Consider the following 18,062-nt stretch of genomic DNA (forward strand, 5'->3'; position numbering starts at 1 on the left):
CTATGAGTGCTCATCAAACCAGTCTAATTATGATTGTCGATGACAATCCGAACAATACAAAGGTCTTGTTTGAGTTGCTCAAAGAGGCAGGGTATCGAGTGTTAGTCGCTAAGAGTGGCGAAAGTGCGCTGGAGAGGTTGCAATCTGTCTCTCCAGACCTGATCCTGCTAGATGTGATGATGCCGGGAATCGATGGCTTTGAAACTTGTCGTCGTCTCAAAGCCTCGCCAGCTACTCAAGAAATTCCGGTAATCTTTATGACCGCTCTTTCTGACACCTTAGATAAGGTGAAAGGATTGACACTAGGGGCAGTAGATTACATTACTAAACCTTTTCAACAGGAGGAAGTGCTTGCGCGTGTGAAAATTCACCTCAAGCTCTATCACCTCAACCAAGAACTAGAGAATCGAGTATTGGAGAGAACAGCAGCGCTATCAACTGCACTAACCCAACTGCAACAGTCGCAATTGCTGTTGGTGCAAAATGAAAAAATGTCTGCACTGGGTCAGCTTGTGGCAGGAATTGCCCACGAAATTCACAACCCGATTAATTTTGTGGATGGTAATGTAGTCCACGTTGATAAATATATGCAAGATATCCTGAGTTTACTTCAGGTTTATCAGCAACACTATCCCAATCCTGTGCCAGCAGTGCAAGCGAAAGCACAAGAAATCGATCTCGAATTTCTTCTATCCGATCTGCCGAAAAGTTTATCTTCTATAAAAGTAGGAACGCGCAGAATTTTTGAGATTGTCCAAGGCTTACGCAATTTTTCTCGACTCGACGAAGCTAGCGTGAAAACCGTAGATATCCATGCAGGCATTGAGAGTACTCTTCTGATTCTGCAACATCGCTTGAAACCAAATCCAGAGCATACGGGTATTCAGGTAATAAAGGAGTATAGTGTTTTGCCTGAAATTGAGTGTTATCCAGCTCAACTGAACCAAGTGTTTATGAACTTAATTGTTAATGCCATTGATGCCTTAGAGGAGTCAATGCTGAATAGTTCGCTTTCGGAGGAAAATAGCCAAAAAAACAACGGTGCCACAATCCGGATTCGCACTGAAATGTTAGATCAACGTCATGTTTGTATCCGAATTAGTGACAACGGAAAAGGAGTTAAGGAGGAAGTCAAACATAAGGTGTTCGATCCATTCTTTACGACCAAGCCTATTGGCAAAGGTACAGGTTTGGGGTTGCCGATTAGCTATCAAATTATTACCGAGAAACATGGCGGTCAACTTGAGTGCATTTCAGCACCAGGTCAGGGTACAGAGTTTAAGATCGCCATACCAATCCGGCTAGCCACTCTAGCAGCAGCTAGGGTCACGTAGAACTCACTGCTGCTATTAAATACCTCATACGGTGAAAGTTCTGAGTTGAGCAATGAAGCTATTTAGGGTGTGTCTAACCCTGCCATAAGAGCGCGATCGCAAGCAGGAATGAAGAAAGCGATCGCTCGTGGAGGTTGGTTTTGGCTGTATGTAGAAGTGCGATCACAGTTGCAACCGTGTCAAGTTACCGCCAGGTTATCTGTGGAACGACCAAGATTACATTGCCTCGTCAAGTTCGGTTGTAAGTGAGTTTCAGGCTCTTGGATTAGAACAGAACAGTACAATGATTACAGAGTATTTTCTGCAACAATGCAACCACCATGAGCAAGCTACTTGAACAGGCGATCGCAAGAGTCATGCAGCTTCCTGAAACCGAACAAGATGCAATCGCAGCATTTATCCTTGAAGAGCTTGAAGATGAAGCTTCTTGGGATAGAGGGTTTTCACAGTCTCAGGATATGCTTGCCAAACTTGCAGCAGAGGCATTAGCTGAAGATCGGGCAGGCAAAACCCAAGAGTTAGATCCAGAAACCCTGTGAAATCTAGAACAACATCTCAGTTTCGCAAAGCATTTGCCACTATTCCTCAGCAGGTTCAGCAACAAGCACGCGACGCATATCGGCAGTTCAAGCAAGATCCTTGGCATCCTAGTCTTCGCTTCAAGCAAGTCCATCCTACCCTTCCTATCTATTCTGCTCGTGTTAGTAAAAGTTATCGTGCTGTCGGCGTGAGAAACGAGAATGGTATTGTGTGGTTTTGGATTGGTACACATACAGACTACGACAAGTTGCTCTCCCAGTTATAGCGATCGCTCAGATTAGTTTTGGCTGTAAGTGCGAAGCGCGATCGCCTTTAGTACGCTACGCGATCGCATTTCATAAGCGAACAATTCAGTGAATCTCTTAGCCGCCCATTTCATTGCGTAGTAAAGGCTATAGGCAACGCATCTGAGAGATGGGGCGAATAGGAGACAATGATTTTTAACCAAGACTGAACCATCTTTACTCTTGCCCGGTCTAAGGTAATACAACAATCAAATGCATTGTTGCCACACATTAATAACCCGGAATTTGCACAGTTATGAAGATGAAACCTTTGTTCTTCTTGCCAGGAGCGATCGCGTTGATGCTTGCCGCTTCCCCAATGATTCCCGCTTTCACCAACGTTGCCTTTGCAGGTCCTGGTCGTGGCGGTGGCGCAGGAATGAAGTACGACCAGCTGAATTTGACTGATGCTCAAAAAGCACAAATGCAGCAAATTAAAGAGTCTACGCGGCAGCAAATGGATGCTATTTTCACCGCAGAGCAAAAGGAACAAATGCGCCTTGCTAAAGAGCAACGGCAAAGACCGAATCTAAACTTGACGGAAGACCAGAAAACAAGACTCCAAGCGGTTCGCCAGAGTAGCAAGAGCCAGATGGAAGCAGTGTTGACTGCTGAGCAAAAACAACAACTTGAGCAATTACGCCAGCAATGGCGTCAACGTCGTCAACAACCACAGTCCTAACGGGGGCGTTTCGATTGCTTTGTAAGAAAATGTAGCTCAGAAAGAGTTTACCTAGCAAGTACACAGCATCAAGGGGGCATGGGAATAATCACTTCCCATGCCCTCTTGTTTTCATCAAACGCAGACTGTATTTGGTCTAGCAAAACATCTGTTTCAATTTCCAATAATATTGAACAATAATTTTATAAATATTCTTTCATAGCTATTAATTATAGGCTTGTTCTGCCTCTAAAAGTTAATTGAGCCAAAAGAGTTATGAAATATAAATAAATCCAAGGCTCAAAATTTTATCGAGTACAATTCAAGAAAAACCTTAGTTTTCAAGGAAGCAACGTATGGAAAAATCAATTATTCAGTTGGTTGATGAACTACCAACTGATAATATCACGGTTAAAGTTTTAAAGGCTCTTGATTATGTAGTGCCAAGTCAGTGGAACAACTTAGTAGGATTTGATAATAGTATCCGTAGTATTACTGGAGAAACTGATGCCAAGGTAATCCAAAAAATCCGCGATCGCGCTGTTGCTTTATATCACGATCCTCAACAAGGCTATCAGACCGCAATCAAACTTTATCAAACAATTGATAAAGCAGACACAGCGATGGCGGCGGCGGCTTTAGCCAATAAAGTTAGTGAAAAAATAAGCTTCCTCTCTTTTTTGGGCAATATCACTCCCAAAGCAGACGTAACTCAAAGTATTGACCTTGTTCTAAAAATCGCTATTGAAATTATCGCCTTCTGTAAACTGAATGGTATTCCCCAACCGAATCCACAAGAATTTGCTAATTCTCTCGCTAATAACTATAAAGATGCATCCCTAACGCGGATGATGGCTTTAGTTTGTATAGATGGAATTCTGCCATTGGGTCCTGACTTTCTCAACAAGATTCAGGGAACAATTAGTGGTGCTGATGCTGGCGTATTAGCTCAAAATCCGGTTTTTTTAGCCGTCCAGAACTTTCTACCAGGGAATAATCCCTCTGATAAACTTGGTTTTCTAACTCAGGGTTTCAACTCTGTGCAAGGCTGGATGCAGAATTTAGTATCCAAGACAGGCGTCACGCCTCAATCTATTTCTAACAGTTTGGGTAACTTTATCCAGATTGCTGATGATAACTTAGACTTTGTGGCAGCTTTTTTGGATCAAACCACCAATTACTACGAGCATACAGGACTTCAAAGTGTGGCTCGCAATCTAATTTTAAAAGCCCATACTTTGGTAAAAGAGGAAGTTACGGAAGAGGAGCAAAAACTCCATCAAGATGTTTCTTCTACTGTAATATCAGATACCTATCAGTATGCAGTAGGTCAAACAATAGAAGTCTGGGATAGTGAGGAAGAGGATTGGTATCAAGCAACGCTTCAGAAAATCAAAGATAACCAATACTTTGTTCATTACATCGGTTACGGTTCATCCCATGATGAGTGGGTTGACGAAGATGACATTCGTATTCCCAATAGTGGCTCATCCGATGACAACGGATATACGGTGGGTCAAAAGGTAAAAGGTTGGGATGATGAAGAAGAAGATTGGTATTCTGCAACGATTGAGAAGATCCAAGGCCAGCAATACTTTATTCATTACATTGGTTACGATTCATCCTATGACAAGTGGGTCGATCTGGACGAGATTTGCTAACTTCTGAATGAGCAAGGAGCCGAATCAGCGATCGCTCTCACGGTTCATTTCAACCAGTAGAGCGATCGCTCTGTTTTTCAGGCGGGCAACAAAGGCGTAATCCTATAATGTAATTCAGAGATATTTCATCCACAAGCTTATCTGTGAATCAGGAAGCATAAAATGCTTAAAAGTCAATGGTTGAAATAATTATTATTTTTCTGATCGTTGGACTGATTATCACTGGGATTTTAGTCAATCCTGTCCTAGTTAAGCGACGACGGAACCGCCTGCAACAGCGTCCTTTTTTACCCTTATGGAATGCGATTGTTGAGAATAATCTTCCTGTTTACCTTTTTCTTTCTCCCGCTGAACGAAAACGGCTTCAGGGACACATTCAAGTGTTTTTGGCAGAAAAACAATTTATTGGTTGTGGAGGATTAGCGGTAACGGAAGAAATGAAGGTGATTATTGCGGCTGTCGCCTGCTTACTCCTACTCAACGAGCGAGAAACCTACTTTCCTAAACTTCGTTCGATTCTGGTTTACCCTAGCACATATCTTGTTAATGAAACCGCTTACACCGGGAATTATATTGTTGAAGAAAGACGTGTAGCCAGATTGGGGGAATCGTGGACAAATGATCAATTGGTACTGTCTTGGGAACAGGTGAAGCAAGACACCTACAATTGGCGGGATGGACATAACGTGGTGCTTCATGAATTTGCCCATCAGTTAGATCAAGAAGATGGTAAAGCTGAGGGTGTTCCTATTTTGCAGCGAGATTCAGACTATGACCTTTGGGCAAAGGTGATGACAGAAGAATATCAACAACTCTGCAATGATATTCAACGAGGCGTAAAGACGGTAATGGATAGTTATGGTGCAACGAATCCCGCCGAATTTTTTGCTGTAGCAACAGAGACTTTTTTTGAAAAGCCCCGCCAATTGCTGAAGCAGCATCCAGCACTTTATGACCAACTGCAACGCTACTATCAACTAGATCCAGTACAGTGGGTTTAAATAGTTTCAATTTCATCGAAGGTTAGCGCGATCGCCCAACTACACCGATCGCAAGCGAGGCTGCTTAATCGCAGACAGCAACGAAACCACGCAATTCTCCCAAAGGCTTAAGCTGCGATCGCTCTCATTTAAGCCTTTCTACTGAAACTTAAGCTCAAATGATGTTTCTAAAGTAGATCCGGGAACTATAAGGTAAGATTCCATACTTTTGTGTACTTCCTTGAAACCTTCTGCTGAGCGACCCCCTTGAATATCAAAACAGCTCGTCCTGCTAAGTCTACGCACCAGTTTCCCTTGCGTCTGATTCTTATCGTTCCCTTTGTATTACAAATATTTGCAGCGGTAGGGTTAGTCGGCTATCTGTCATTTAGAAACGGGCAGAAAGCAGTCAATGACCTAGCCAATCAACTGATTGACAAAGCGAGTCAACAGGTTGATGAACACTTGGATACATATCTGGCGCTGCCACAGCAATTAAACCAAGTCAATGCAGATGCGATCGCTTCCGGACGATTGAATCTGAATGACCCTAAAGCTAGCGAACAGTATTTCTGGAGTCAAGCTAGAGCATTTGAAACAATCAGCTACATTGGCTATGCTCTACCGAATGGTGCCGAATCAGGCGCTGGGCGTTGGGTAAATGGCGTGAATCTCCTGGTTTTTGAAAATCTCCCTGGAAACGGTGTGGCATCGGATTACATCGCCGATCAACGGGGCAACCGGAAAAGCCTTTTGCAGAGTTATCAGGCCGATCCTTTTTTACCACCAGGAGTGAAAGACATCATTAAAGCAGGTAAGCCAGCCTGGGCTGGTATCTACACATACGCATTTGAGAACACGGTACAGATTACTGAAGCAGGTAAGGCAATAAAAAGCCACAGCGGCACTTCTGACATTGGTCTTAATTACTATGTTGCAGTTCCTGCTAGATATCCCATTTATGACCAGAAGGGCAAGCTACGCAGCCTTTTGATGGTAGATTTGCTGCTAACGAATGTGAGTGAATTTCTTCGCAACCTGAAAGTTAGCCCTTCTGGACAAGTGTTTATCATGGAACGCGATGGCTTGCTGATAGGCAGTTCCAGCACTAAACCAGTAGTACACAAAGTCAATGGTGAGACAAAACGCCTGAGTGCGCTAGAAACCCCAGATCCGTTGATTCGCGCTGTAGCAGAAAAATTAAAAAAACAATTTAATAATTTCACAACCTTTCAAAATACTCAAGAACTTGAGGTGACTTTCAACGGGCAGCGTCAGTTTATTCAAGTCACGCCCTGGCGCGATCGCTTTGGCTTAGACTGGCTGGTGGTTGTCACCGTGCCGGAATCTGATTTCACTTCTCAAATTAATGCCAACACTCGCACAACTATCCTCCTGTGTCTGGGAGCATTGGCAGCGGCAACGATTTTAGGAATCTATACATCACGCTGGATTACTCGTCCGATCTTAAAGTTGAGCCAAGCATCGGAAGCGATCGCGACTGGACAGTTAGACCAAACCGTTGAAACGACCAACATCAAAGAACTAGATGCCGTGGCACAGTCCTTCAATCACATGGCTTCTCAGTTACAAGATTCCTTTAACGAACTGGCGCAGACGAACGCCGAATTGGAAAATCGAGTCGAAGTCAGGACAGCAGAACTCTCACAAACCCTGGTTGATTTACGGCGCACTCAAGCACAAGTGATCCAGACCGAAAAAATGTCCAGTTTGGGACAATTGGTGGCTGGAGTAGCCCATGAAATTAACAATCCGGTCAACTTTATTCATGGCAATGTCACTTTTGTCGATGAATATGCTCAGAATCTTCTAGAGTTAGTGCAGCTTTACCAGCAAGAATATCCCCTTCCCACACCTGCAATTGAAGCCAAAATTGATGAGATGGATTTAGAGTTTCTCAACGAAGATATGTTGAAGTTGCTCTCATCCATGAAACTAGGGACTGAACGGATTCGAGAAATTGTTAAATCGTTAAGGACGTTCTCTCGATTGGATGAAGCGGACATGAAGGAAGTAGATATCCATGAAGGAATTGAAAGTACGCTGCTAATCTTGCAACATCGCCTGAAACCCAAACCAGACCGCCCAGCGATCGCAGTGATTAGAGACTATGGAAAGTTGCCTCTTGTGGAGTGTTATCCGGGACAACTCAACCAAGTCTTAATGAATATCGTGGTAAACGCGATTGATGCACTCGAAGAAACCAAAGCCAATTGCACGTATCAGGAGAAAAAAGACCATCCCGATCAAATCACTATCTCCACTTCAGTCATTGATTCGCAATGGGTGCAAATTGCGATCGCGGATAATGGCGTTGGTATTCCCAAAGACATTCAGCAACGGATATTCAATCCCTTCTTCACAACTAAGCCGGTTGGGAAAGGAACGGGGATGGGGATGTCCATCAGCTATCAAATTGTCACAGAAAAGCATGGCGGTAAATTGGAATGCTTCTCCACTCCTGGTGAGGGAACCGAGTTTGTGATTCAGATTCCCATCCGTCAACAACTCAGCGCTGCTATCTAACGGTATTCAGGGGATGCGAGGCGGACTGAGCAAGCTGAGCGGTATAACATATGAGTAAATGCGAATGCGATCGCAAGCTTTCCAACAACGATCTAGCCGATGCGAGCGCCTATACTAAAATTTAGACAATGACAGTACGGCACAAGTGCTAGAAGAGAGTGCATGAACCAAGACTCTACCAAAAAAAATGCTGTCTTACAGGTTGTGCCGCGATCGCCAATTTTGCGAAGTCAAGACATTGTCTCAGATATTCTTCAGGTTGAACACCATCATCAACCTGCTAATAGGGAGTCTGAGTGTTGCCTCCCGAATTACCTCCTCAGTATCCATCTTGGTCAACCCATTCAGTTAGAACGGACAATAGACGGGCGACGCAGTAGCGATCTTCTGGCTGAAGGCGACATTATGATTACGCCTCCTTATCTGCATCGCAAACTGTTTTGGGATACTGATGCAGAATTCTTGTTACTTCGCCTTGAACCGAAGCTGTTTGCCTCTGCCGTGTACGAATCGGCCGATGCAAACCATATCCAGATTGTGCCACAGCCTAAGATTTGCGATCCTCTGATTCAGCAAATTGGTTTGGCACTCAAAGCAGAACTAGAAATAGATGGGTTAAGCGATCGTCTTTATGCGGAGTCGATGGCAAATGCCTTAACCGTTCATCTATTACGGCATTACTCAACTCGAAGGCGAGAAATACAGGCTTGCTCTGGTCGTTTGCCTAGCCATAAATTGCAACAGGCGATCGACTATATCCAGGCTCATCTAGCTGAAGATGTTTCCTTAGAAGCGATCGCCACCGAACTCGGTATGAGTCAGTATCATTTTGCCCGACTGTTTAAGCAGTCTACAGGTTACTCTCCTTACCAATATGTGATTAAACGTCGGATTGAACGCGCTCAGGAATTAATGATGCAGGAGCAGCACAGTATTGCAAATATTGCCTTGAAAGTTGGTTTTACCAGTCAGAGTCAATTTGGCAGACACTTTAAGCACCTCACTGGAGTTACACCGAAACAATTTCTTAAGAAATAGCAAGAATCTTCTAAAGCTGCAAAAATCGACTATACGCCAGTAAGCAGACTCTGTATTATTGGTTGGACAATTCGCTGCGTTTTGGTTTGACCAATCATCACATAGTCAGCACAGAGGAATCATCTAAATGCTTACCGTATTCAAGGACAACCCAGTTCTGGCAGAACTAGATATTTTTGTTACCCAGCCCGACCAACAATGGTTATTGATAGATAGTTTGATAGCCTACACTCACGACATCCTTAAACAGCAACCTGGATACATTGCAAATGCAATTCATCGCAGCTTGGATGGGTTGCGTGTTGTCAATTATGTGCAGTGGCAAAATCTAGCTACTTATGAAGCCTATATCAATAACCGCGATATCGCTTTGGCGAGTAAGATTACTGGTTTCTTTGCTCCAGACTCTCATCTTTACGACATTTTTATGAGTGAGCCAGCAGACAGTCAGATGCAAATCACAGCGAACATGGGGGAACTCATCAACTTTGGAATGTTTAGATTGAAAGATCCTGCTAATCAGCCCCACTTTTTAGAAGCGACCGCAGAAGCAATACAGCAAATCTCAGGACAAGCCGGATTAATCACCACACACTTTCATCGAAGTCTTGATGGTGCCCGCGCTATCAATTATGGGCTGTGGAGTTCCCAACAATTGTATGCCAAGATGAACGCGAATCCTCCGATGGCTGAGCCTCTCATGGTGATGCGTTCACTTGCCAACAATGAGTTTCAAATGTCACTTCACGAGGTAGTCTTCACCGAATCAACTAACTCATAGCAGTGAAGCAAAATCATCATGTAATGAATGGTTTAAGAGCATAGAACTATGGTGCAGATTGACCGGACTAATACTGCGATCGTTGGGCTAGACCTGTACACTGTTGCAGAGCGCCATCAGTCAACCTTGATTGAGGCAGTTATCCAAGAGCAAATCAAATCTTGGATTGACAATCCTTACTTCGTATCAGCCAGCGTGCATCGTAGTTTAGATGGAGTGCGAGTTTTTACTTATAGCCAATGGAATCCCAAATTTGATTACCGCAGCTTGCCTCGTCCAACAGTGTTCAGTGAATTCTTCCCGCCTGATTCACGCTTACTGGAAGTAACTGCTAGTCGATCTCTATCGGCAGAAGTTGAAATTGCTGAAGGCGAACGAGTGACGCACCTTGCTGAATTTCGGATGATGCCAATTAATCAACCTGAGATGGTTAGACGAACCTCTGCTGAACTAGAACGTGCGATGAGTAACTCAACGGGGTTACTCTCAGCTACCTTTCATCGAAGTCTAGATGGTACTCGGATGTTTAATTACGGTCAATGGGAGAGCAAGGAAGCGTTTGAAGCAATTCTCAAGCAACCTGGTTTCAACCCAGAGCAACCGTATTGGGAAGGTTTAGCCCGAAACGAATTTCATCTGTACAATGTCGTACACACCCAGACTACAGCCTAATAGATAGCTGCTGTAGGTTGATTATTAGCTGCACGTAGGCACCAGCGCGATCGCTCTTCGGAATGAACAAAGCGATCGCAAACTTTTCTTGCCATCACAGTTTGAGAATTTAGATCCCCCAACCTCTAGTCAGGTAATGCCAGCCCAGTTCGAGGATCGCGGATATAAAGCCCTAGCACTAACGATTCCATAACCGTATCCCAGACAGGAATTAGGCGATCTGCATCGTCCACCCAGTAGTCAAAAGTAATCAGACACTGAACACCAGAACCTAGCCCAATACAGGTTCGGGAATAAGCTTCGCGGTGTTCTTCTGGGTCAATAAATTTGAACTGAGTCCAAACAATGCGGGCAGTTTGACGCTTGAGTTGAATAATTTCCCCTTGCTCGATCGGCTGACGTTCATCATCTTTAACTACCTTCTTTAATAAGGGAACCAAGGGAAAATCTTTCCAGTTTCCAGGCGGGAGTAAATTAAAAGAAGCTTCTAAGCGAGCATCATCGTTGGGTGGCTTTTTGTCTAAAAACCGGAATGACTTCTCATCCGGCTCAAAATGCCAATCCTCAGGGACATCGAAGCGCAACGCTCCTCGTCCTGCTACGAAGATCCGAGTTCCTGGCTTTGATTTCCAGTTGTGGTCTTCTTTTAGCTCTAAGGTTTCTTTGAGCCATTTGAGATTGTGCTTTTTGCTTTTAGACATAGCCGCGACCGTGTTAACCTCCCTCTTATTTTGCCGTAGGTTGCTTTTAATGGTAGGTGTCTGTTAGTGCGATCGCCCATACTGATGCATTCATCGCTCATCAGCCTACCCTAAGCCATCCAAAGACCGGATCAACGGTGAGGAATTTTGGGATTGGTGGCAATTCGCAACCATGAATAAAGATAGCGATCGCTTTTTTTGGGTGTGAAGTCAGGGCGATTGATACTGCTAGCGAACGGGGGTCAGAAACGCTGAGAATTCTCCACAAACTGTTTCCCACATTCCTTACAGCGATAGCACTGCTTCCCCCTTCGATACCCGTTTTTAGATAGCTGCTCCGATTGACAATGCAGACACTTCATTACTTTCATTACATTGTCCAACTGAGCGTTCCCTACATACGGCTCTAAATATGACACCAACAAGTCCTCAATCTGCTGCACCAACTCTTGACGATGTTGTTGATCTGGGTTCCGAAGTGCCGACAGAATGACAGCATTACTGCTGTGGACGCAAACCTCTGCCAATAGACTACATTGCGCCTTACTTAATGCCGAATTTCTTTGCTTTAAGAGACCAGCCATAAAGTCAATTGCTTCCTGGGTCATGCTTTCATCGATCGACTGGAAAATTTCGCGGGATATAAAAAACTGCACAAACACCACCCGTGACACAGGCTGTTCAAACATCTCTGCGATCGCGCTGACCAATCCATGAATCATCTGTCGGAGTGGTAATCGAACCATCTCTGGCGTATCTGCCCTCGACCACATGGCCTTAACGCGCTCGGTATGGCGTAATTCCATCGCCTTAAAAATGGCAGCTTTATCGGGAAAAAACTGATACAAAGACCCAATTGCCGTCCCCGCTTTGGCTGCAATCAGATGGGTGGTTGCCGCTTCATAGCCCACTTCGTCAAACACTGCCGCTGCTGCATCCAAGATTTTTTCGACCCGTTCTTTACCTCGCTGCTGTTTGGGTTGACGGCGCAGACTTCTTGACGAATGTGAATATTCTGTCATATTCTGAAAACACGACGGATTATTCACAATTTTATCTCTACCGGAGAACATTATGCAGTCTATGCTTTTCGGTGCGCCTTGGTTGTTGGCGCACAAGTCGATGTTGGTAGTGAACCAACCTCGGAAGATTTCTCTGTATGGTAATGATTATGTGATGTGGAAAGACGCTGCTGGAAGAATCCATGCCCTGCCCAATGCCTGTCCTCACATGGGAGCAATGTTGTCAGAAGGATGGTGCGAAGCACACACGGATGGTACGAGTACTGTCGTCTGCCCGTTTCATGCCTTGCCGTTTGATTCAGAAGGATGCACCGTTTTGCCGGGAACGGAAAAGAAAACGTTGCCTCAACTGAAACCGTTAGAGTTAACAATTCAAGGAGATTTCATCTGGTCTTACGGCGGATACGAGCCAAAAGTGCCGATTCCCGCAGTCCTGAATGACATTGCAGATACCTACTACTTTGTCGGGCATACCGCAGATACAAGTGTAGAGACCGATTTGCTGACTATGTTGCTGAATATGCACGACTATAATCACCAAAACGGTACTCACCAGGAATTATTCCGAGTTACCAATGTGGAATTTCATCAATTCATTGACAATGGGTATCATTCCCATGCCTTTTATGATATGCCCACCGCCCCTTACAGCTTGGCAGAAAAGCTGAGAAAACTCGATTTATTCCTACTCCCGACAAGCATCAAAGCCCACCTGGAAAACTACTTCCCATCTCTGGTGATTTTTCATGGTGAAATGCCATTAGGTAAAGTAGTCCAGTGTCACATCTTTATCCCAGAAGCCGAGAACCGCACAAGGACTTACATTTTGCTATTTGGTCAAGCTAAGCACCCTGCCTTTAAGCTATTTGGCAGGACATATCTCAAGTTTGGCAAGGTGGTAGTTGATCAAGATGCTGATATTTTGGGTAAAATTTATCCGAATACGCCTCAGAAAATTAAACTCAATAATGAAGTGGGTATGGACTGGGTGCGGCGCAATTTTCAAAATTTCCCAAATGTTGTGGAACCTAATCTTTCAAAGTAGACGGCGCATAGCTCTTCAATATTATGGTATCTGTTGGTTTCAGCATCACCCGATTGGGATCGCGTAACGTGCCGGAAGCGATCGCGCTTATGTATAGTGTCAATTGAGTATGATGCAGAGTTCAGTACCAATCAACCAACTCTAAGCCATCCAAAGACTCGATCAACGGTTAAATCCAAAGCGAGGAATTTTGGGATTGGTAGGCGATCGCTTCCTGCTAACTCGACAGGTTCCTGTCCTGGAATAAATGCCAAAATTAACCGCTCATCTGGATCGATTAACCATCCTAACTGAGTGCCATATTTAAGGCAGTGCAAAATGTTACTAATGACTTTAGTAGCTCTCTGTTCGGGTGAGAGAATTTCTATCGTCCAATCCGGGTAAATTTCAAAAGCATTCGGTACTTCGCCATCTGCTTCAAAAGGAATTCGTTCCCAAAGGAATACAGAAGCATCTGGAACAATCGAGCGCCCACCAAATGTACAGCGTAATTCTGGAAACGCTAAGGCAATTCGTGGAGTTTCTGCAACTGCATTGACAGCATCACAAAATTTAAGTTGTAGGCGAGAGTGTTTGCCTTGAGGCATCGGTTTTTGGTGAATTCGACCGCCAATAAATTCACTGGCAGGTTTAGTTTCTGGCAGTTTTAGGAATTCTTCGAGGGTAAGGGATGAAGGAATCGCTGTTGTCATCACCTTGAGTTCGGTATCGTTGCCGCTATGACAGAATTTTATCGTCTTTGCCATCGATAAGCTCCACAGCGCGATCGCAACCATGAATAAAAAAGCGATCGCGCTGTGGAGATTGCGATCGCTTCCTACTAAAGTTCCAACACCCTATTTTGTTAGGGATTTGCTGCTGCAAAGGTGTTGCATTGTGCCGGTTCCCCTGTCTGAATCCCCCGCTTGAACCAGCGGACTCGCTGCGCTGAACTACCGTGAGTAAAAGAATCCGGGACAACATGCCCTTTGGACTGACTCTGCAAGCGATCGTCGCCAATACTGCTAGCAGCATTCAGCGCCTCTTCAACGTCGCCTTCCTCCAGAATTTGCCGGGAACGATTCGCATGATGCGCCCAGATGCCAGCAAAACAGTCTGCTTGTAACTCCAACCTGACTGAAAGTTGATTCGCCTCTGCGCGACTAGCTTGACGCTGTAATGTACGAACTTTACTCGAAATTCCCATTAAGTTCTGCACATGATGCCCAACCTCGTGAGCAATTACATACGCTTGGGCAAAGTCTCCAGGTGCGTTGAGCTTATACTTCAAATCCTGATAGAAACTTAAGTCAATGTAGACTTTTTGATCGGCGGGGCAATAAAACGGCCCAACTGCCGAACTTGCAGAACCACAAGCCGACTGTACCGAATTTGAGAAGAGAACTAACTTCGGCTCCACATAGTTTTCTCCGTTTTGGCGAAACAGCGTACCCCATGTATCTTCCGTATCCGCCAAGACAACCGAAACGAAATCAGCCATGCGATCGTTCGCAGCAGATGATTGTGTTCGAGGAGACTCCGAAGAAGTGCGATCGCTCGGAGCTTGTTCTTGTCCTTGTTGCAACACTGCACCGGGATCGCCCCCCAAGAGGGCAACAATGACCGCCAGAACGATTGTCCCAATACCACCCCCAACTAGAGGGCCAGAAACCCCACCCCCGCGTCTGTCCTCAACGTTGCTGCTTTTACGACCGAATTCCCAGCGCATAGCTTCAAGTCTCCAAACTACTCAACCCAGCAGAAGTAAGTAAAGTGCTATTTCACCTAACCCAGACTTTCCACAACCCACTACAAATATTAGCGATCGCCTTCATCTAGATCCTCTGCCAGAGGGACGGCGCTGATTTATAGACGATCCTTCTTAGGGAAGGCTATCTCAGGGTCAAACAGTAGAAGAATGGCACAAGAAAAGCCCCTACGCAAAAAATCGGAGGTTAATCAACCTCCGATCCTTAGTTAACCCGACCCTTTCTACCACTACTCATGTAGAGATTCAGACTGCTCAAAACCAGTGCTTAGGATACGTCCTGTCTTGAGCAAGATTGTTAAAAACTACTGCACAGAGTACCAAAATAATAGAACCTTCAAGTGCCGGGGTTAGCAGAAACTGCCACTGTGCCTTCGTCATCATTACGACTAATGCAACAGCTCCCGAAGGTGGATGCAATGTCCCTGTGAACTGCATCATGCCAATAGCAGTTGCCACAGCCATTCCCATCGCCCAGGGTTCCGCACCAAAAAGATGCAAAATCGTCAAGCTAACTAGAGCCGCGATAAAATTACCGCCGATTACATTACGCGGTTGTGCTAAGGGACTATCAGGTACACCAAAAATCAAGACGCTGGTAGCACCAAAGGGAGCCATTAGTAGAGGAGCGCCAGTTTTCACCGATAAATAAGCTGTGGCTGCAATGCCGATGAAACTACCCAGCGAACTCCACAGAATATGCCTATGATCGGGTCTCTCTAAAGGAACTGCACGTTTACTACCGCGTATTTTTAAGCAGTACTTGTCTACTCTCAAACGAATACTTTTGTAATTTAATTGAGGCAGAATGGTGCGATAATTTCGCCCTTTAGGCAGATAAATTCTCATCGTTTTTTTACTTTTATCAGATAGTAAAATCGGAAAAATTGGTCATAAAAAATCGCTCTGCTCAGCTTGCAAATCTTTATAGAGATTTGCAAGCTATGACCAGATAAATATCTAAATTCTGCAATTCAACCGTATTGCTATAGCAAACTTAAATGCTGTTATTCAATCTAGGGAAAGAAGGTATAAATGCCATGATTCGCTTTCATACAAGCAGAAGGATGACAAAAAACCTCATCTAACATGAAAAACATTCTCCCAGGTTAACAAATGTCATGAAATCTTAACATTGCTATTAACATTATCTTTTCCTCGTTCAAAATGAAACCTCTAATTCATAAGAATAAGCAATTTAAGTAATCAGTTTTATTGATACGTTGACAGCAAAAAACGATCGCTTGCGTGAATGAAGCAAGCGATCGCTCGGATAGATGAATTTTTACTGCATAGAGGAGAAGCGCGCGTTCGCCCTTGGCGCTCTTCGTTGCTATCGCTTTGTTAAAGATCCCCAAGTTATCTGATCGCAAAGCGGGAAGCCGGGAAGTTGAAGAGATTTTGAAAATTAGATTGCCGTTCCGCTCTGGGTTCTGGTGCATCGTCCCAAAGGCTTTCATAATAGAAAAAAGTTACACCCAAACCGCGATCGCGAGCTGCCCGTACTTTAGATTGAATCAGTCGCATCGAAACAGGCTTATTTCTCAAGCCTGTGAGAACACCAACTCCAGTTGGAATTTTTTGTTGCACTTCTTGAATTTCCGGGCGGGTCAGCTGGTCGAGAAAACTTTGCAGATTGGGACGATAAACTTGCACAATTAACTCGTCCACAATATCTTTTCGCACCCAATTCAACCAATCTTGCAGATAAGTATTGTAAGCAGTGACGTAGGGATTAGGAGCAACGGAGAAAATTGCGTTGGTTTTTCTCTCTTTTACAGCTTTATTGAGTTGTGTCATGAATGCCGTAATTTTATCTGCACGCCAGCGCACCCATGCAGGATCTTTGGGATTGGAAGGCGCATCTTTCTTGGTTTCCTGTTTGTACAAGGCAAGCGTGTAGCGATCGTAGCCAAATTCATTGGGCAAACTGGTGTGATCGTCAAACTGAATACCATCGGCATCATATTTAGTGACGACTTCCAGCACCAGATCGGTGATAAATTGTTGCACCTCTGGATGGAAGGGATTAAGCCACACAACCTCACCCGCAGCGCCAATCCAAGTTTGGCTACCATCGCGGCGTTGCGTAATCCAATTCGGATGATTTGATGTCAATTCCGATAGCGGGGGAGCCATGAAACCGAACTCAAACCAGGGAATCACTAGCAAGCCTTGGCGATGAGCTTGGGCAATCAGGTCAGCGATGATATCTTGTCCCTGTAAGCCTTTGCTGACAGAAGATTGAATGCCTTCCCGTTGTGCTATGGCACTTTCGTAAAGCGTATAGCCAGAATTCCACACTACAGGATAGATCGTGTTGAAGTTTAGCTGCGCCAGTTGACTGACAGCATTTTGCAGCTTGGGGCGATCTCTGAGAATTTTATTGTCATTGTTGGTCATCCAAACGCCGCGAATTTCCTGAAAACGTTTCTGAGGAGTCGCTTCTGGGTTTGGGATTTGCTCGATTGCTTCTGGTGGCATTGGGCTTTGCGCGATCGCAGAGATGGGGTTGCCAGCCAGCAATACTGTGATGAATGATGCCAGAAACAGTAACAAGAGATACTTGAGCGATCGCCACCAACCTCTAGGGATGAAATGCAATTTCATAAGTTTGAATGATAAGTTAGCTATCCGATCGCTTAGCCTAGTGATGAAATGAACGATTAATAGTTTACAGGTATTTATATCTACTGAAAAATTGATTGTTAACAGGAATCATTCAATCAGTAATCTTGAATTGTTGTATTAGAAAAGCTGAAGCGTCGGGGTATTCTAAGTAGAATTACGGCCTACGCTCTATCAAACATTATTAGCGATCGCCTTCATCTCAATCCTTTCCCAGCGGCAGTTGGATCTATCATTTTTATTCCAACTCGCTCCGTCAGTGCAATCGCGCCTGCTATTCACCTCACCCTTATCTCACACGATCCCCCTAGGGCGTGTCATCAATTAGATAAGCTAGAGCAACAGAGAGAAGAAAAGGCTGAGCAATGACACGACGGTATGCCCTGCGCGATGACCAATGGGAGCGGCTCAAAGACTTGTT

General features: G+C 44.6%; 16 protein-coding genes and 2 pseudogenes. 11 read left to right on the forward strand and 7 right to left on the reverse strand.

Features of this window, described 5'->3' with window-relative positions; translation table 11 throughout:
• The first annotated feature begins 2 nt into the window (after positions 1–2).
• The 10 genes from H6F52_RS00295 (at position 3) to H6F52_RS00340 (ending at position 10,498) form a co-directional block, all read left to right on the forward strand.
• A complete protein-coding gene (locus H6F52_RS00295; protein ID WP_190531126.1) occupies positions 3–1,334 on the forward strand; it encodes a response regulator in 1,332 nt (443 codons plus the stop codon).
• Positions 1,335–1,654: 320 nt separating this feature from the next.
• A complete protein-coding gene (locus tag H6F52_RS00300) occupies positions 1,655–1,873 on the forward strand; it encodes a hypothetical protein (protein ID WP_190531127.1) in 219 nt (72 codons plus the stop codon).
• Positions 1,870–2,139, forward strand: coding sequence for a hypothetical protein (locus H6F52_RS00305; protein WP_190412439.1), 270 nt, complete (start codon positions 1,870–1,872; stop codon positions 2,137–2,139). The genes H6F52_RS00300 and H6F52_RS00305 overlap by 4 nt, the downstream gene beginning before the upstream one ends.
• A 275-nt stretch (positions 2,140–2,414) precedes the next feature.
• Positions 2,415–2,840 carry a Spy/CpxP family protein refolding chaperone gene (locus tag H6F52_RS00310; protein ID WP_190531128.1) on the forward strand — a complete coding sequence of 142 codons (426 nt, stop codon included), beginning with the start codon at positions 2,415–2,417 and terminating at the stop codon, positions 2,838–2,840.
• A 335-nt stretch (positions 2,841–3,175) separates the two neighbouring features.
• Positions 3,176–4,480 carry a Tudor-knot domain-containing protein gene (locus H6F52_RS00315; protein WP_190531129.1) on the forward strand — a complete coding sequence of 435 codons (1,305 nt, stop codon included), beginning with the start codon at positions 3,176–3,178 and terminating at the stop codon, positions 4,478–4,480.
• A gap of 176 nt (positions 4,481–4,656) precedes the next feature.
• Positions 4,657–5,481 (forward strand): M90 family metallopeptidase, encoded by an 825-nt coding sequence (locus H6F52_RS00320; RefSeq protein ID WP_190531131.1) that lies wholly within the window; start codon positions 4,657–4,659, stop codon positions 5,479–5,481.
• A gap of 252 nt (positions 5,482–5,733) precedes the next feature.
• Complete coding sequence (locus tag H6F52_RS00325) at positions 5,734–8,007, forward strand: ATP-binding protein (protein WP_190531147.1); 2,274 nt, start codon at positions 5,734–5,736, stop codon at positions 8,005–8,007.
• Between the two features lie 162 nt (positions 8,008–8,169).
• Positions 8,170–9,045, forward strand: a complete 876-nt coding sequence (locus tag H6F52_RS00330; RefSeq protein WP_190531132.1) for an AraC family transcriptional regulator — start codon at positions 8,170–8,172, stop codon at positions 9,043–9,045.
• A gap of 127 nt (positions 9,046–9,172) precedes the next feature.
• Positions 9,173–9,826, forward strand: coding sequence for an antibiotic biosynthesis monooxygenase (locus H6F52_RS00335; RefSeq protein ID WP_190531135.1), 654 nt, complete (start codon positions 9,173–9,175; stop codon positions 9,824–9,826).
• A gap of 48 nt (positions 9,827–9,874) precedes the next feature.
• Entirely contained in the window at positions 9,875–10,498 is a 624-nt protein-coding gene (locus tag H6F52_RS00340; protein ID WP_190525961.1) for an antibiotic biosynthesis monooxygenase, read from the forward strand.
• Between the two features lie 125 nt (positions 10,499–10,623).
• Here H6F52_RS00340 and H6F52_RS00345 read toward each other — a convergent pair whose 3' ends face one another.
• The 3 genes and pseudogenes from H6F52_RS00345 to H6F52_RS00350 form a co-directional block, all read right to left on the reverse strand.
• Positions 10,624–11,199: a hypothetical protein gene (locus tag H6F52_RS00345; RefSeq protein WP_190432929.1), complete on the reverse strand. Its 576-nt coding sequence runs from the start codon at positions 11,197–11,199 to the stop codon at positions 10,624–10,626.
• Between the two features lie 257 nt (positions 11,200–11,456).
• Positions 11,457–11,561, reverse strand: a pseudogene (locus tag H6F52_RS25535) (TetR/AcrR family transcriptional regulator); the annotation flags it as partial.
• A 57-nt stretch (positions 11,562–11,618) separates the two neighbouring features.
• A pseudogene (locus tag H6F52_RS00350) lies at positions 11,619–12,272 on the reverse strand (TetR/AcrR family transcriptional regulator); the annotation flags it as partial.
• 1 nt (position 12,273) lies between these two features.
• Between H6F52_RS00350 and H6F52_RS00355 the strand changes: the two are divergent.
• On the forward strand, positions 12,274–13,266 hold the full coding sequence (locus H6F52_RS00355; RefSeq protein ID WP_190425519.1) for a Rieske 2Fe-2S domain-containing protein: 993 nt from the start codon (positions 12,274–12,276) through the stop codon (positions 13,264–13,266).
• A 131-nt stretch (positions 13,267–13,397) separates the two neighbouring features.
• Here H6F52_RS00355 and H6F52_RS00360 read toward each other — a convergent pair whose 3' ends face one another.
• The 4 genes from H6F52_RS00360 to H6F52_RS00375 form a co-directional block, all read right to left on the reverse strand.
• On the reverse strand, positions 13,398–13,958 hold the full coding sequence (locus tag H6F52_RS00360) for a Uma2 family endonuclease (RefSeq protein ID WP_190412861.1): 561 nt from the start codon (positions 13,956–13,958) through the stop codon (positions 13,398–13,400).
• Between the two features lie 152 nt (positions 13,959–14,110).
• Positions 14,111–14,974 carry a neutral zinc metallopeptidase gene (locus H6F52_RS00365; RefSeq protein ID WP_190531137.1) on the reverse strand — a complete coding sequence of 288 codons (864 nt, stop codon included), beginning with the start codon at positions 14,972–14,974 and terminating at the stop codon, positions 14,111–14,113.
• 294 nt (positions 14,975–15,268) lie between these two features.
• Positions 15,269–15,862, reverse strand: coding sequence for an HPP family protein (locus tag H6F52_RS00370; protein ID WP_190531139.1), 594 nt, complete (start codon positions 15,860–15,862; stop codon positions 15,269–15,271).
• 510 nt (positions 15,863–16,372) lie between these two features.
• Positions 16,373–17,623, reverse strand: a complete 1,251-nt coding sequence (locus H6F52_RS00375; RefSeq protein ID WP_190531141.1) for a glycoside hydrolase family 10 protein — start codon at positions 17,621–17,623, stop codon at positions 16,373–16,375.
• Positions 17,624–18,062 lie beyond the last annotated feature (439 nt).

The organism is Coleofasciculus sp. FACHB-542, assembly GCF_014695825.1.
Classification (GTDB): domain Bacteria; phylum Cyanobacteriota; class Cyanobacteriia; order Cyanobacteriales; family FACHB-T130; genus FACHB-T130.

Coding starts and splice junctions, on each gene's coding strand:
- H6F52_RS00295 (WP_190531126.1), top strand. CDS start 3: ATGAGTGCTCATCAAACCAGTCTAATTATGATTGTCGATGACAATCCG.
- H6F52_RS00300 (WP_190531127.1), top strand. CDS start 1,655: ATGAGCAAGCTACTTGAACAGGCGATCGCAAGAGTCATGCAGCTTCCT.
- H6F52_RS00310 (WP_190531128.1), top strand. CDS start 2,415: ATGAAGATGAAACCTTTGTTCTTCTTGCCAGGAGCGATCGCGTTGATG.
- H6F52_RS00315 (WP_190531129.1), top strand. CDS start 3,176: ATGGAAAAATCAATTATTCAGTTGGTTGATGAACTACCAACTGATAAT.
- H6F52_RS00320 (WP_190531131.1), top strand. CDS start 4,657: ATGGTTGAAATAATTATTATTTTTCTGATCGTTGGACTGATTATCACT.
- H6F52_RS00330 (WP_190531132.1), top strand. CDS start 8,170: ATGAACCAAGACTCTACCAAAAAAAATGCTGTCTTACAGGTTGTGCCG.
- H6F52_RS00335 (WP_190531135.1), top strand. CDS start 9,173: ATGCTTACCGTATTCAAGGACAACCCAGTTCTGGCAGAACTAGATATT.
- H6F52_RS00340 (WP_190525961.1), top strand. CDS start 9,875: ATGGTGCAGATTGACCGGACTAATACTGCGATCGTTGGGCTAGACCTG.
- H6F52_RS00345 (WP_190432929.1), bottom strand. CDS start 11,199: ATGTCTAAAAGCAAAAAGCACAATCTCAAATGGCTCAAAGAAACCTTA.
- H6F52_RS00355 (WP_190425519.1), top strand. CDS start 12,274: ATGCAGTCTATGCTTTTCGGTGCGCCTTGGTTGTTGGCGCACAAGTCG.
- H6F52_RS00360 (WP_190412861.1), bottom strand. CDS start 13,958: ATGACAACAGCGATTCCTTCATCCCTTACCCTCGAAGAATTCCTAAAA.
- H6F52_RS00365 (WP_190531137.1), bottom strand. CDS start 14,974: ATGCGCTGGGAATTCGGTCGTAAAAGCAGCAACGTTGAGGACAGACGC.
- H6F52_RS00370 (WP_190531139.1), bottom strand. CDS start 15,862: ATGAGAATTTATCTGCCTAAAGGGCGAAATTATCGCACCATTCTGCCT.
- H6F52_RS00375 (WP_190531141.1), bottom strand. CDS start 17,623: ATGAAATTGCATTTCATCCCTAGAGGTTGGTGGCGATCGCTCAAGTAT.